This window comes from Micromonospora sp. BQ32 (assembly GCF_059358895.1).
The window spans coordinates 163448-177047 of sequence record NZ_JCADBI010000002.1 but is presented as its reverse complement, the minus strand read 5'-3'; the positions used below and the strand labels follow the sequence as shown (position 1 = coordinate 177047).

Here is a 13600-nt window from a genome sequence, read left to right as displayed (position 1 = left end):
AATCCGGTTGCTGCGACCCGCGCGGCGGGTTGAGATGGGCGAATGACCATCCGCCGGGTGACCGACGACGACCGTCTCACCACCAGCTTCCCGCTGGCCGCGTACGCCTTCGAGTCCTCGCCGCTCAGTGCTGCCCGGACCGCCGAGTTCCGCGACTACCTGCCCTACAACCAGGGCAACCGGACGCTGATCGCCGAGGAGGACGGCACCACGTTGGCCGCCGTCTCGGCCATCCCGATGCGACAGAACCTGCGCGGGGTGGTGCTGCCGATGGCCGGTGTCGCCGGGGTGGCAACCCACCCGCTGGCCCGCCGGCAGGGGCACGTCCGGACGTTGCTGCACCAACTCCTCGACGAGATGCGCGACGAGGGCCATCCGCTCAGCGCGCTCTATCCGTTCCGGCCCAGCTTCTACGCCCGGTTCGGCTACGTCGGGCTGCCCAAGCCGCGCCGGGTCACCTTCACCCCGGCGAACGTGAGCTCGCTGCTCCGGGTGGAGCTGCCCGGCGAGGTCGGCTGGGAACGCATCGCCGCCGGGTATCCGGCGTGGCGGGCGTTCACCGAGCGCAACCTCCAGGAGCGACACGGCTTCGCGATCTTCCCGGACTACCGGGCGGTCGGAATGCGCGACCGTGACGAGTACTGGCTGCTCACCGCCCGGGTGGGCGGTGCGGTCACCGGCGCGCTGACGTACCGGATCGACGAACACGGTGGCACGCTGCACGGCAACGAGCTGTTGGTCACCGACCCGCTCGCGCGGGCGCTGCTGTTGCAGTTCTTCGCCCGGCACGTCGACCAGATCGAGCGGGTCACCGTCCAGGTCCCGCCCGACGAACTGCCCGAGCTGTGGCTGACCGACCTGGACGTGCACGTCGAGGCCCGCACGGCCGTGCCGGGTTCGTCCGCGCCGATGGCCCGGCTGCTGTCGCTGGACGCGTTGAGCGGGCTGCCCGCCGGCCCGGGCCGGGTGCGGATCGAGCTGACCGGGGACCGCTGGCTGGCCGGCACCCACCTGCTCGACGGCACGACCGGCGCGCTGGAGCTGGTCGACGACACCACCGGCCGCGCGCCGACCGCCACGCTCACCGCCGCCGGTCTCTCCGCCCTCGCGTACGGGGTGCTGGACCCGGCCGAGCTGCCGCTGCGCGGTCTGGGCGAGGTACCGGTGGACGCCGCCACGGAGCTGCGTGGCCTCTTCCCCCGCCGGGTGCCGTACCTCTTCGCCGACTTCTGAGCGCGGTCAGCCACCCGCACCCCACCGCCCCACAGCCTGTGGGGCGGTGGGCGGCGGGGAGCCGGGCGGCGGAGGGCCTGGCGGAGGGCAGCGGGCGTGGCTGGCGGGCGGTGGGCGTGGCTTAGCGGCGCATTAAACCGGCTCGGCGGATTCGTCGCGACGCGGTCGCGGCTCCTAGCATCACGGGGTGCGCATGACGTCGCTTGCCGCTCTCCTCGTCCTCGGTGTCGCCACCGCGACCCTGCCCGCCTGCGCGCCCAACGACCCGGCCCCCGCCTTCGAGGCCGGCTCGACCGCTTCGCCGACGCCACTGCCGACCGGCGGTCAGGGCGAGGCGCCGGGGGCTCGCGACGGCCTCGGCGGCCCGGGGGCCAGCGCCAGCCCGAAGCCCGCCAACAAGGCGCTCGCCGCCGGCAACCCGAACGGCAAGGCCACCGTGCCGGCCGAGGCGCGGGCGGTGGACACCTCGAAGCCGACCCGGACCATCGGCACCGGCACCCCGGCGAGCTGCACCTCCGCGGCGGTGGTGAAGGCCGTCGCGGCCGGCGGCGTCATCACCTTCAACTGTGGACCGGCTCCGGTGACCATCAAGATGGCCGCCACCGCGAAGGTCCGCAACGCCAACGGGCCGAAGATCGTGCTGGACGGCGGCGGCAAGGTCACGTTGAGCGGCCAGGGGCAGCGCCGCATCCTCTACATGAACACCTGTGACGAGGCCCAGGGCTTCACCACCTCGCACTGCCAGAACCAGGATCACCCACAACTCACCGTGCAGAACCTGACCTTCGCCGACGGCAACTCCACCGGCCAGAAGGCCGAGGGCGGCGGCGGTGGTGCGATCTTCGTACGCGGCGGGCGGCTGAAGGTGGTCAACTCACGCTTCGTCCGCAATCGCTGTGACCGCACCGGCCCGGATCTGGGCGGCGCGGCCGTCCGGGTGCTGAGCCAGTACGAGAACAAGCCGGTGTACGTGGTGGGCAGCACCTTCGACGGCGGTTCCTGCTCGAACGGGGGCGCGCTGAGCAGCATCGGCGTGTCGTGGGTGGTGTTGAACAGCCTGCTCAGGGACAACGAGGCGATCGGCAGCGGTGCCAACCCGGCCAAGTCCGGCACGCCCGGCGGCGGCAGCGGCGGCGCGATCTACTGCGACGGCAACGAGTTCACCGTCCGGATCGCCGGCACGATCATCGAGAACAACAAGGCCAACGAGGGTGGCGGCGCGATCTTCTTCGTGAGCAACAACCGCACCGGCACGATGCGGATCGAGAGCTCGACCCTGCGCCGCAACCCCAGCGCCAAGTTCGAGACCCGTGGCTTCCCCGGCATCTTCTTCCTCGGCGCCCGCAACCCCACGGTGACGGGCTCAAAGCTCTCCTAACCCCCAGCAGCCCAGCCCCGCCGGGACCCGCCGGGGTCCCCGCGCCCGCCAACGCCCGCACGCCCGCGCCGGGGACCCCGCGCCCGCACCCGCGCCGGTGATCAAGAGGTTTCGGTCATCGGGGCGGCGTTTTCTGACCGAAAGCTCTTGATCAACGAGCTGGGGTGGGGGTCAGTAGGGGTTGCCTTGGCCTGGGGGGCGGGCTTTGAGGAGGGCGCCGGGGCGGCCGGGCAGGTCCCGTGCGCCGGACATCGGTGGGCTTGCCGTGTGGTCGCCGTCGGCCATTCCGGCGAAGAGTTCCTTGAGCGCTGTCAGCGCACTGATCTTGGGCTGCCAGCCCAGCTCGGCCTCCGCGCGCTCGCTGGACATCAGCGGGGCGTTCAGACCCAGCTCCACCCAGCCCGTGTCGACCGGTTGCAACCGCGCCCGCCAGGTCAGCGCCGCCGCCGCCCGTAGCACCGGCGCGGCGACCGGCACCGTCCAACCATGGAAGTGCCGGGCCACCAGCTCCGGAGTGAGCACCGGGTCCGCGGCGACATTGAAGGCGCCGCGCGCATCACCCAACACCGCCCGGACGTACGCGTCGGCCACGTCATCGGCGTGCACCGCCTGCATCCGCAACCGGCGGTTCGTCGGCACCAGCGGGATCCGGCCGAAGCGCAGCAGCCGTACCGGTGCCAGCGGGCCGAGGAAGTAACGCGTGATCTCCGCACCGGCGGCCCGCTGGAAGATCAACCCGGGGCGCATCCGTACCACCCGCAGCATGGGGTGGTCCCGTTCGACCCCGTCCAGCAGCGCCTCCACCTCCGCCTTGTGCGCGCTGTACGACGAACCGGGCACACCGGTGGCCGGCCACCGCTCGCTGATCGGGTGATCCTTCGGGCCGGGCGCGTAGGTGCCGACCGATGAGGCGTACACCAGGGCCGGCACCCCGGCCCGGACCACCGCGTTGATCACCGCCCGGCTGCCCTCGACGTTGGTCCGGCGCAGCACCCGCTGGTCGTGGCTGGGCTGGATCTGCCAGGCCAGGTGCACCACCGCGTCGGCACCCGCGAACACCTCGGCGAGTTGCCCGGTCGCGCTCGGCGCGCCGATGTCGCAGGAGTGCCACTCCACCTGGTCGTACGGCTCGCCGGCATCCGGGCCGGGCAACCGTCGAACGACCCCGGCCAGCTCCACGCCCCGCTCCCGGCGCAGCCGCCGCAGCAGAGCCGTACCGACGTTGCCGCTCGCCCCCACCACCACGATCCGCATGTCCGACCCCGTACCCGCCCAGCCGCAGCTCAACCGCCCACCAGCGCGGCGCACGGCCCGCCGTGCGCGCGCGGCCCGCCGTGGCCCCGCCGCGCGCGCGGCTTGATCCACTCGGCTTCCTGAAAGTCGGGGCATCCGAGAGGCCAGGACCGCCCGACTTCCAGGATCCCGAGTCGATCAAGGGCGAGGGGACTCCCGTACCCAGCCGTGCTTCTCCTTGCCCCGCCGCCCGGCGGTCGCGGCCAGGCAGCGTGGGCAGATCCAGCCCACCGCGTCCGCCTCAGTGAGCACATCGGTACCCGAGTACTCGAAGGGCACATGCGGGAAGCGACGCAGTCGGGTCCGGCTCAGTGCCAGGCCACACACCGTCTGGTTCTGGCCGGGCAACCAGGCGTGCACCTCCCCACCCGGCTGGCGTACGCCATCGCGCCCGACCTCCTCTCCGGAGGCCGCCACGGCAGGCAAACGACTTGATCCCATGCCGGTCCTGGTTCCCCACCGGTCCACGCCCATGCGGCACCGGGGTCGCTCGATTCACCCCAGCTCACCGACCCGACCCCCACCACATCGCTGATCCCGCCGAAATCAGGTCCCTGTCATCGCAGTCGAGCGGTGTCCGCAGGTCGGGCAGGCGTCGTCGAGCACTCGTCGACGTACGGTTTGATGTCGGGCGGCCTGGCCTGCGAGGGCCGCCGCCAGCAGCGCCGCGCCGACGAGAAGGATCGACCCGGCTGTGACGGCAAAGGCCGTCGGGGTGGGTCCGCCGCCGCTGGTACCCCAGGTCGCCTGGCTGAGCTGGTTGGCGCCGAACAGGCCCGCCGGGGTGGCGAGCAGCAGGGTCGCCCAGAGGCCGGCGTCGTCGGCTCGCAGGGCGCGACCGAGGCCGACGAGCAGGACCAGTCCGAACATCAACCCCCCGGCCATCACCAGCAGCTCGGGGGTCGAGCCGTACGACGTGAACATGTTCCCGCCGTTCTCGGCGGCGCTGAATGCCACGGATGCGGCCGTCACACACCCGGTCGTGAGCGGCGGCAGACTACGCGCGACCCAGCCGGGATGGGAAGGCAGCGCGAGCGTGGCCAGGCCGAGCGCGACGGCGGGGGCTAGCACGAACAGCGGTGGCCCGGGTTGGCCGGTGACGGCGGCCACGGGTGGCACAGCGATGGTCAGCAGGAGACCACCGGCGGCAGCGGTGCGAGCCCAGGCCCCGGGCAGCGCAGTGGCGGCGAGGCCGACGAGCAGCCAGCCCAGCCAGATGACGGTGCCGAGGGTCTGGAACGGGCCGACCGGGTCCAGTCGGGCGAAGCGGGGATCTTCGAACTCGACCTGCAGGAGCAGGAAGGCGGAGACCGCGACCAGGGTGTTCAGCGCGGCGGTCGCGGCCAGCGGGAGAGCCGCAACCAGCCCGAGAGCCCCGTACCCGCGCAGTCGCTCCCGAAGCCCGGCGCCGAGCAGGTCGGCGGCGTCGTGTGGGGATGGCCAGCGCCGCCCCGGATCGACGGTGTCGAGGTACGTCCCGACGATCTCGTCGCCCCGCTCAGCCTGGTAGTCACCCGGGTAGGCCCACAGCAGCCGCCGGTAGCGGGACTCCAGCGGCGATCCGGCCTGCTCCTGCGCGGGGTTGGGCTGCTTCATGCCGGGCCTCCGGTCGGTCGAAGGATGGGGCGGGCGGCCGTTCCGGGGATGGGGAGAGGGCCGCGTGAGGTGCTGCCGGCGGTGCGGGTGCCCGCAGGTCGAGCACCTAACCGCTGCGTGGCGGCCTCGACGTTGCGGCGCAGTCGTTCGGTCTCGGCGGTGAGCACGGACCGGCCGGCGTCGGTGAGCCGGTAATAGCGGCGCAGCCGCCCCTCGACGACCTCCTCGTGGGCCCGCTCGACCAGCCCCTCGTCGGTGAGGCGGTCCAGTGCTCCGTAGAGGGTGCCGGGCCGCAGCGCCAACCGCCCACCGGAGAGGGCCGCCACGTCGCTGACGATGCCGTAGCCGTGCATGTCTTCCCGCGCCAGGGCGGTGAGGATCAAGAAGGTGGGTTCCCGCAGTGGCGTCGGTGTGGCCATGACGTCAATATATCGGTGATGAAGCTATACCGGTGACAAAGCGGTGTAGAAGTTTGCCGAAGGCATCAAGGCCGACTGCGGACGCGAGCCACTTCGCCAGTTGGTCATCTCGGCGGGCCGCTCAGCCCTGCACCACCAACGGCGGTCGTCCAACGCCCACACCTTCGCGGGCGTAGATCAGCATCACTCCTCTTGACCGGGGGGCGGACATCAGCCGGGGCGCAGACGGTCGGGTAACCTGAGCGCGCGGGCCGCTAGCTCAATGGCAGAGCTGTGGACTTTTAATCCATAGGTTCAGGGTTCGAGTCCCTGGCGGCCCACTCTTCCGCAGGTCAGCGGCCCTTTGCGGGGCCGTTGGTGCCGCGATCTTGGCTGGTGCAGCAGCGAAGAACAGCAGTAGGCCGGTCACGGTGGACCGCTTGGCCGAGCCGTATGCCTACCTTTGCGCTGGCTACCGGCATAGCGAGCCGATCATCTCGTCGAAGCCGGGAAACTCTTCCCGCGCTGACGATATGACCTCGCCGGCTGACTTCCGATGCGCCGGTGCCCAGCGCTGGGCGATCTCCGTGAGGCGGGCATCGGTCCGGGGCTGATGTTCGTGGTTGGGGTAATCCGTCGCCTCCCAAGGCCCGAAGCCGTCAGCGAGAAGCCACAGATAAGCCCACAGGTGCTGAGCGACGACTCCCGTTTCACCCTCCGAGCCGAGGAATACCACGGGTTGCTGCTCAAGTGGTTCACCGCGACGCACCAGCCAGAAGGCCGCGATGCCACCGGTGCCGTCCTGCCCGAAGACCCGGAACTCGGAACCGTCAAGCTCCGCGTTTCCCGTCCAGGCCCGCCACCACTCATCAGTCTCGGTCGCGTCAAGAAACCGGAGGTACGGCTCGAAGTCAACCCCAGCCCCGCCCCTGTAGTCGAAGTCGACGGCATGAGCTTCGGTCAGTGGCGTGGGCAAGGCGCGGTGATCGTCTTCCACGGCAGCACCCTAGCCAGAGAGACCGACACGGCTAAGCCGGCGTGGAGTGGATGGCTGGTCCTTCATCCGTTCAACGAGCGCCTTCGGGGCTCCTGAGGCAGCAAGCGCCAGGCGGCTCAGAACGAGAAGTGCTTGACCACTGCCCAACCCCGCTCCGCGGAGCTGGCGTACAAGGCGCGTAGGTCCTCGTGGTACTGAGCCAGGCGCTCCCGCAGTTCCTCGTCGGACTCGGACGAGGGCAGTGGCCGCCACTCCTGCCACCGGTCCGGGAACGAAACTCTTCCCAGGTACGCCGCGGTCCGCGCTACGTCCGGCGGATCGAGCACCACGTGGCCCGGCCCGCCGCCGGGGTCCGGTATGTGCCGGCCTCCGAAGACCGGGAGTTCCCGGTCGTCGTCCAGCTGCGACTGGAGCAGGTAAAGCTCATTCAGCTGAAAGAAGCCGCTCTCCAGCCATGCTGCGGTACCTGTCCGGACCCGTCGGCCCAGCTCGTCAAACTCGACATCGAACAGGGCGTCAAAACCTGCTGTGTTTACGGGGAGGCTGGGGGACTCGAGCCCTTGGAAGTAGACCCACATGCTCACCCTCGGCAAACTACCTGGCATCACCGACGGGAGCCCCGAGGCCAACAGACACCGCAGGCACGAGCGCGTCGTCGACGAAGACCAGGTCCAGGCCACCGACAGGTCAAACGCCAGGTATGAGGGCAGCGAACTGAGGCAGCCGGGAGGCAACAGCAAGACCGGCATAGACGACATGGGTCGGCGATGATGCCGGGTGCCGCTGTGTAACGTCAGGCTGACCGACGACGCCGGATGAGTGGAGATCTTGATCTCCACGCCGGCCTTCGCCGTCCTGGCAGGGCCGCAACCTGCGACGTGAGGAACCTATGCTCCCTCGTTCCCTTTCCCGCTCGATCCGACGTACCTTCTCCACCTCGCTGGCCACCCTCGCCCTCGTCGGGGGCGCGGCGGCACTCGCTCCGGCCGACGCGGTGGCGGCCGGGCGACTCCAGCCCGATCTGGTCGTCGATCTGATGATGACCGACGTGCTGAATCCGGCGGAGGGAGAGACCTTCTCCGCCGAGATCGACATCCGGAACTACGGCACCGGAGCGTCGGACCCGATCAGCGTCACTGTGGCGGTGCCCGCCGGGCTCAGGACCACGACCCCGCCGGTCGTTGACCCTGACTGGACCTGCACGGCAGTGAGCACGACGAGCTACACGTGCTCGTATCCGCAATTGGCGGCCAGCGGTCGGGCCAGCCGGCTGTTCGTGCCGTTCGTCGTGGCCGGCGCGGCACCGGGCAGCAGGGTGCCCATCACCACGAGCATCACCCCGCAACGCCGCGAGGCGAACACCGACAACAACACCGAATCCGTCACGGTGGCGATCTCGGGCACGTGCGTCATCCGCGGCAGTGTGTGGCACGACCTTGACCGGGATGGGCAGCGCGAGGCGGATGAACCGGCCATCGAGGGTGGCCCGGAGGGCGTGTTGGAGGTGAGTCTGTCGAGTCCGCAGCGACAGGCAATTGGCGGTGGCTCGGCCACCGTCAACCCGGACGGAACCTGGTCGATCACCGCCCGCACCGAGATGCTGTACGAGGTCCGGCTGGAGGCAGCCGCCACGTACGGCCGGACCGTCGCAGACGTGGGGGACGACGCCACGGACTCGGACATCGTGAGGTCGTACCAGTTCGAGCCGACCCTGCTCGTCGCCAGCGCCGAATTCCAGGCCGTGCATGGCGCAGAGTACGTGGTCGACGCCGGCCTGGTCAGCCAGAGCTGAGCCCCTCGCCGCCCGCCTGAGATGTTTCGGGCGGGCGGCGATGCGGACAGACAGCAGCAGCTGTCGATCGCCGCGCCGTCCAGACGGCTCCAATCGACGACGAGTTTGGCACCTGGCGCCGGGAGCTGACGAAGATATTCTCTTCAGGTGCTGGCCCGTGTGGAGATCGTTGACACGGGTCGGGCACTGCGAAGGGACTATCGACATGCCCCGTGTGGTACCGGCGGTCATCCGCGCGCTCGACGTCCTCGAACTGTTCCTGGACTGCCCTCAGTTGTCGGCCCGCCAGGTGATGGAGCGGCTCGACCTACCCCGTACCACCGTCCACGAACTGCTGGTCACGCTTGAGGCTCGCTCGTATCTGATCTCCGTACCGGGTCAGCCGGTGCAGTATCGGCTCGGCATGCCGCTGTTTCAGCTCGGCGCGGCGTTCGCCGGTCGGCTTGACCTGGTCCGGGAGGCGCAGTGCGTGGCGCGGGACGTGGCGGCCGCGTGCGACGAGGCGGTTCATGTGGCCGTGCTCGACGGTGCCGACGTCATCTACCTGGTGAAGTTCGACAGCACGCACCCTGTCCGGATGGTGTCGGCGGTCGGGCGGCGGCTGCCGGCCCATTGCACGGCGGTCGGCAAGGTGCTGCTCTCCGGCCTCGATCAGGCGGGCCTGGACGCCGTCCTGATGAAGGGTGACCTGCCGGGCATGACGCCGGACAGCATCACCGACCCGGACCGGCTCCGCGAACATCTTGAACGGGTCCGGGCGGAGAGCGTCGCGGTCGACGTCGGCGAGTCCGACAGTGCCATGCGCTGCGTCGCTGCGGCGATCCGGGACCACTCCGGCACCACCATCGCCGCGATGAGCCTGTCCGCGCCGATCATCCGTTGGACGCCCGAGGCGCACGTGGAGTGGACCGGGCTGGTTCGCGAGGGCGCGGCGGCGCTATCGGCTCGCATGGGTTACCGGGCCCAGCCGCGATAGCGGGCCTCCCGTTTTCGGTTCGAAACCACATCGAAACATTGACATTCGTCTTGGCGCTGCTCTAGCGTCGCGACCACTCGATACGGTATCTCGAACTCAGTTCGAAATCTCGAACGGTGGTGGTCTCGTGGCCCGACCGAACTGCAAAGTCAGCGCAGCTTTCTCGGCCCGGTCGCCGATCGCCTCAACCTCGTCGCGCTACCCGGCGAGCGGCACGCGGATTCTCTCGCGCGGCTCGCTCGGCTACCACGACGAAACGTGCGTCAGCGGACTCCCGGCGGTGACCGGCGGCAGGGATTTCCCCACCGCCACCGCGACAACCCCACCAACTCCAACAACGGGTACGCGAACGCGCTGATCGATGCGGGCGACGCGTCCGTGGTCGCCGTCATAGGGACACCTGGAGCACAAGCACGCCTTTGGCGTGCGGTGGTGCGGGAAAAAGAGGAGGCGAGTGTCCATGGAGGACAACCCGATGTGGTCCCGGCGCGGCTTTCTGGGGATGGGGGTGGGGGTGCTCGGCGCGGCTGGTCTGGCCGCGTGTGAGGGCAGCTCCGAATCGCCCACCAGGGTGCAGCCGGAGGTTCCGCAGGAGCTGATCGACGCCGCGGCGGCGATGAAGGGCTCCTCGATGGGGATGCTGTCGCAGAAGCTGTACTCGGCGGCGGCGAACGAGGCCCTGGACAGCTCGATCAAGAAGTTCGCCGACACCACCGGGACGAAGATCGAGAACAGTCTGGTCCAGGCCGACGCCGGTGACGTGGTGGCCAAGATCGACGCCGAGGTCAAGGGCGGGGTGGCCCGTGACCTGGCGTTCATGACCGACTCGCGGTTCGTCGCACAGTTCCAGGCGCTGGGCGACCTGGAGGACGTGACGGACGTCGTCCAGGCGCTGACCGCCAAGTACGGCGAGCCCTGCGCCGAGGCCAAGAACTTCTGCGTCTTCGACGGCAAGTGGTTCGCCATTCCGTACCACTTCATCGGGATCGGGTCGTTCCTGCGCAAGGACTGGATGCAGGACAAGGGCATCTCCCCCAAGGACATCTACAGCTGGGAGGAGCTGCGGGACCTGTGCCTGGAGATCTCCGATCCGGGCAAGCGCCGGTTCGGCTGGGGCATGACGGTGAACCGGTCCGGTGACGGCAACGGAATGATCGAGGCGCTGATCAACGCCTACGGCGGGTCGATCGCCTCCAACGACGGCAGGAAGGTCACCTTCAACACCCCGGAGACGGTGCAGGCGGTGGCCTTCCTCGGCGACATCTACACCAACCCCAAGTACAAGCCGATGTTGCCGCCGGGGATCGCGAGCTGGACCGACACCAGCAACAACGAGAACTGGCTCGCCGGAATCCTCGGCTACACCCGCAACCAGTTCAGCGTCTACGCGGACTCCAGGACCAAGAAGAACCCGGTGCACGCGAACACCCACGTGTTCTCCGACTGCATCGGCCCGGCGACCGACAATCCGCTGCTGCTCGGCCAGTCGCAGGGCTTCGTCGTCTTCAAGGGTGCCAAGAACCCGGCGCTCGCCAAGCTCCTGGCGCAGTACCTGGTCAGCGCGCCCGCACTGCTCGGGGTGGCGAAGGAGGCACCCGGCCTGGTGATGCCCGCCTGGGAGAAGGTCTGGGACGCCGACCCGTTCTTCACCAGCGGCGATGCCGCGTTCCCCATGCTGCGCAAGATCACTGAACTGAAGCTGCCGCTGAACACGAAGAACGGCCTGGCCTTCCCGCAGAAGGCCAGCGCGGGCCAGCAGGCCGTGGGGTCGGCCTACGTCCTCACCGACATGATGCAGCAGGTCGTCCAGGGAGCGGCGCCGGCGCAGGCCGTGACGGCCGCCCACGAGAAGATGGTGCAGATCTTCAACCAGCAGGGGCTGCGCCAGTGAGGTCAGTTCGCCCTGCGCGGGTCCCGGCGGCGAGGAAGCCCCCGCCGTCGGGACCTGGCTCCCTCACGGCGGTCCAGCGGCGGTTGGGGCGTGACTGGCGGCTGGCCGCGCTGTTCCTGGCACCCATGGCCGTGCTGGTCGGCGGGCTCGTCCTCGTGCCGATCGCCCGGTCGATCATCACCAGCACCACGGAACGGCACGGGCAGGACACCGTCTTCGTCGGCCTGGACAACTACCTCGCGCTCGTCGGCGACGAGCAGTTCCACACCGGCGTGGTGAACTCGTTCGTCTTCACCGCGTACGCCGAGGTTTTCAAGGTCGTGCTGGGGTTGGCGGCGGCCCTGCTGCTGCACCATCGACGCCGTGGGCGGGCCGTGCTGGCCGGGCTGCTCCTGGTGCCGTGGGTGGTGCCGACGGTGGTGACGGCGTTCAGCTGGCGCGCGCTGCTCGACCCGATCTTCGGCAGCGTCAACACGCTGCTCACCGCCACCGGGATCGGGCCGCTGCTGGCCAGCGCGCACCTGGTCGACAGCTGGCCCGCGGGCTGGCTCTCCGACCCGTCGCTGGCCATGCCGTCGGTGATCCTCGTCAACGTCTGGAAGGGGGTGCCGTTCTTCACCGTGTGTTTCCTCGCGGGGTTGAAGGCCATCCCGGCGGACCTCTACGAGGCGGCGACCATCGACGGCGCCTCGGCGTGGCAGCGGTTCAGAAGCGTGACGCTGCCCGGCCTGCGCCACGTGATCACCGTGACGGTGACCCTGTCGTCGATCTGGACGTTCAACAACTTCGACCTCGTCTGGTTGCTGACGCAGGGCGGCCCGGGCGACGTGACCGCGCCGTACGTGCTCATCGCCTACTCGAAGGCGATCTTGCAGCTCCAGTACGGTGCGGGCGCGGCGGTCACGCTCGTCATGCTGCCGATCATCGGCGGGCTGGTGTTCGTGCTGGTCCGGTTGTTGCGCCAGGACACCAACATCAAACTGCCCCGGCGACGCCGGGCGGCGCGGTGGATCAGCACGCGGCGGTGGGCCGCGACGGCGCGGAAGGCGCTGCCGTGGTTCGTCACCGCGCTGGTCACGGGTCTGCTGATCTGGGCATCGCCGGAGATCTTCTGGAAGGCGGCGGTGGTCCTCGGGGTGATCCTGCTGATCGCGGCGGGGGTCGGCCGGGTGGTCTCGACCCTTCAGTCGCGGGGCGGGCGCCGGTCGTCGTCAGTGGTGTCGGGGGTGGGGTCCTGGGTCGCGCTGGCCGGTCTGCTCTTCTTCGTGCTGGGCCCGCTGTACTGGATCGCCGTCACGGCCTTCAAGTCCGAGGGTCAGGTCGTCATGCGTACCGACGACCTGTGGCCAACGCCGTGGACCCTGGAGCAGTTCGGCGCCCTGTTCGCCAACCAGCCGTTCGGCCGCTGGTACCTCAACACCCTGCTGGTGTCCGCGGCGTCCACCGCGGTGGCACTGGTCTGCGCCGCCCTGGCCGGCTACGCGCTGGCCCGGCTGCGGTTCCGGGGTGCGCAGGGCTTCACCGTGACGGTGCTGCTCACCTACGTGATGCCGGGCGCGCTGCTGTTCATCCCGCTGTACCAGATGCTCATCGGTGCCCGGCTCACCGACTCGTTGTGGTCGCTGGTGGTGACGTACCCGACCTTCACGCTGCCGTTCGCCACCTGGCTGCTGGTGGGGTACTTCTCGTCGATCCCCATCGAGCTGGAGGAGGCCGCGCTGGTCGACGGTTGCAGCCGCATCCAGGCGTTCGGCCGGGTGGTGCTGCCCCTCGCCAAGCCAGGGTTACTGGCGGTCGCGCTCTTCACCCTGACCAACGCCTGGAACGAGTTCCTCTTCGCCTTCGTGTTCATCACCAAGGACGAGTACAAGACACTCCCGGTGGGGATGCAGTCGATGATCGCCGGAGACGTCGTGCCACAGGGACAACTCGCCGCGGCGTCGCTGCTGGTCAGCATCCCCGTGGTGATCATGTACGCCCTCGGCCAGCGCTTCCTGACCGAGGGGCTCACGGCGGGGGCGGTGAAGGGCTGATCGGGGAGCTGAC

13 protein-coding genes and 1 tRNA gene are annotated in these 13600 nt (G+C 69.7%); 8 read left to right on the top strand and 6 right to left on the bottom strand.

Annotated elements, in window-relative coordinates; translation table 11 throughout:
- Positions 1-42: 42 nt before the first annotated feature.
- Together AC5L30_RS04385 and AC5L30_RS04380 are read left to right on the top strand one after the other, a co-directional pair.
- Positions 43-1233 (top strand): GNAT family N-acetyltransferase, encoded by a 1191-nt coding sequence (locus AC5L30_RS04385; RefSeq protein ID WP_494865541.1) that lies wholly within the window; start codon positions 43-45, stop codon positions 1231-1233.
- 193 nt (positions 1234-1426) lie between these two features.
- A complete protein-coding gene (locus AC5L30_RS04380) occupies positions 1427-2611 on the top strand; it encodes a hypothetical protein (protein WP_494866072.1) in 1185 nt (394 codons plus the stop codon).
- A 171-nt stretch (positions 2612-2782) separates the two neighbouring features.
- On the opposite strand, the gene AC5L30_RS04375 is transcribed toward AC5L30_RS04380, so the two are convergent.
- From AC5L30_RS04375 to AC5L30_RS04360, 4 genes are all read right to left on the bottom strand, one after another.
- Positions 2783-3865, bottom strand: coding sequence for an NAD-dependent epimerase/dehydratase family protein (locus AC5L30_RS04375; protein WP_494865539.1), 1083 nt, complete (start codon positions 3863-3865; stop codon positions 2783-2785).
- Between the two features lie 177 nt (positions 3866-4042).
- Positions 4043-4321, bottom strand: coding sequence for a hypothetical protein (locus AC5L30_RS04370; RefSeq protein ID WP_494865537.1), 279 nt, complete (start codon positions 4319-4321; stop codon positions 4043-4045).
- 129 nt (positions 4322-4450) lie between these two features.
- Positions 4451-5500, bottom strand: a complete 1050-nt coding sequence (locus AC5L30_RS04365; RefSeq protein WP_494865536.1) for a GlsB/YeaQ/YmgE family stress response membrane protein — start codon at positions 5498-5500, stop codon at positions 4451-4453.
- On the bottom strand, positions 5497-5919 hold the full coding sequence (locus AC5L30_RS04360) for a PadR family transcriptional regulator (RefSeq protein ID WP_494865535.1): 423 nt from the start codon (positions 5917-5919) through the stop codon (positions 5497-5499). Before AC5L30_RS04360 ends, AC5L30_RS04365 begins: the two co-directional genes overlap by 4 nt.
- A gap of 248 nt (positions 5920-6167) precedes the next feature.
- Between AC5L30_RS04360 and AC5L30_RS04355 the strand changes: the two genes are divergently transcribed.
- Positions 6168-6239 (top strand) — tRNA-Lys (locus tag AC5L30_RS04355).
- Positions 6240-6370: 131 nt separating this feature from the next.
- Here the strand turns inward: AC5L30_RS04355 and AC5L30_RS04350 are convergent.
- Together AC5L30_RS04350 and AC5L30_RS04345 are read right to left on the bottom strand one after the other, a co-directional pair.
- On the bottom strand, positions 6371-6895 hold the full coding sequence (locus AC5L30_RS04350; protein ID WP_494865533.1) for an SMI1/KNR4 family protein: 525 nt from the start codon (positions 6893-6895) through the stop codon (positions 6371-6373).
- Between the two features lie 116 nt (positions 6896-7011).
- On the bottom strand, positions 7012-7479 hold the full coding sequence (locus AC5L30_RS04345) for a hypothetical protein (protein ID WP_494865531.1): 468 nt from the start codon (positions 7477-7479) through the stop codon (positions 7012-7014).
- Here AC5L30_RS04345 and AC5L30_RS04340 point away from each other — a divergent pair.
- The 5 genes from AC5L30_RS04340 to AC5L30_RS04320 all read left to right on the top strand — a co-directional run bounded on the left by AC5L30_RS04340 (position 7472) and on the right by AC5L30_RS04320 (position 13587).
- Positions 7472-7666, top strand: a complete 195-nt coding sequence (locus AC5L30_RS04340; protein ID WP_494865529.1) for a hypothetical protein — start codon at positions 7472-7474, stop codon at positions 7664-7666. The genes AC5L30_RS04345 and AC5L30_RS04340 overlap by 8 nt on opposite strands.
- A gap of 118 nt (positions 7667-7784) precedes the next feature.
- Positions 7785-8687, top strand: coding sequence for an SdrD B-like domain-containing protein (locus tag AC5L30_RS04335; RefSeq protein WP_494865527.1), 903 nt, complete (start codon positions 7785-7787; stop codon positions 8685-8687).
- A gap of 205 nt (positions 8688-8892) precedes the next feature.
- On the top strand, positions 8893-9663 hold the full coding sequence (locus AC5L30_RS04330) for an IclR family transcriptional regulator (RefSeq protein ID WP_494865526.1): 771 nt from the start codon (positions 8893-8895) through the stop codon (positions 9661-9663).
- 460 nt (positions 9664-10123) lie between these two features.
- Complete coding sequence (locus tag AC5L30_RS04325) at positions 10124-11554, top strand: extracellular solute-binding protein (protein ID WP_494865524.1); 1431 nt, start codon at positions 10124-10126, stop codon at positions 11552-11554.
- Entirely contained in the window at positions 11551-13587 is a 2037-nt protein-coding gene (locus tag AC5L30_RS04320; protein WP_494865522.1) for an ABC transporter permease, read from the top strand. The genes AC5L30_RS04325 and AC5L30_RS04320 overlap by 4 nt, the downstream gene beginning before the upstream one ends.
- Positions 13588-13600 lie beyond the last annotated feature (13 nt).

Coding starts and splice junctions, on each gene's coding strand:
- AC5L30_RS04375 (WP_494865539.1), bottom strand. CDS start 3,865: ATGCGGATCGTGGTGGTGGGGGCGAGCGGCAACGTCGGTACGGCTCTG.
- AC5L30_RS04335 (WP_494865527.1), top strand. CDS start 7,785: ATGCTCCCTCGTTCCCTTTCCCGCTCGATCCGACGTACCTTCTCCACC.
- AC5L30_RS04325 (WP_494865524.1), top strand. CDS start 10,124: ATGGAGGACAACCCGATGTGGTCCCGGCGCGGCTTTCTGGGGATGGGG.
- AC5L30_RS04330 (WP_494865526.1), top strand. CDS start 8,893: ATGCCCCGTGTGGTACCGGCGGTCATCCGCGCGCTCGACGTCCTCGAA.
- AC5L30_RS04380 (WP_494866072.1), top strand. CDS start 1,427: ATGACGTCGCTTGCCGCTCTCCTCGTCCTCGGTGTCGCCACCGCGACC.
- AC5L30_RS04385 (WP_494865541.1), top strand. CDS start 43: ATGACCATCCGCCGGGTGACCGACGACGACCGTCTCACCACCAGCTTC.
- AC5L30_RS04365 (WP_494865536.1), bottom strand. CDS start 5,500: ATGAAGCAGCCCAACCCCGCGCAGGAGCAGGCCGGATCGCCGCTGGAG.
- AC5L30_RS04360 (WP_494865535.1), bottom strand. CDS start 5,919: ATGGCCACACCGACGCCACTGCGGGAACCCACCTTCTTGATCCTCACC.
- AC5L30_RS04340 (WP_494865529.1), top strand. CDS start 7,472: ATGCTCACCCTCGGCAAACTACCTGGCATCACCGACGGGAGCCCCGAG.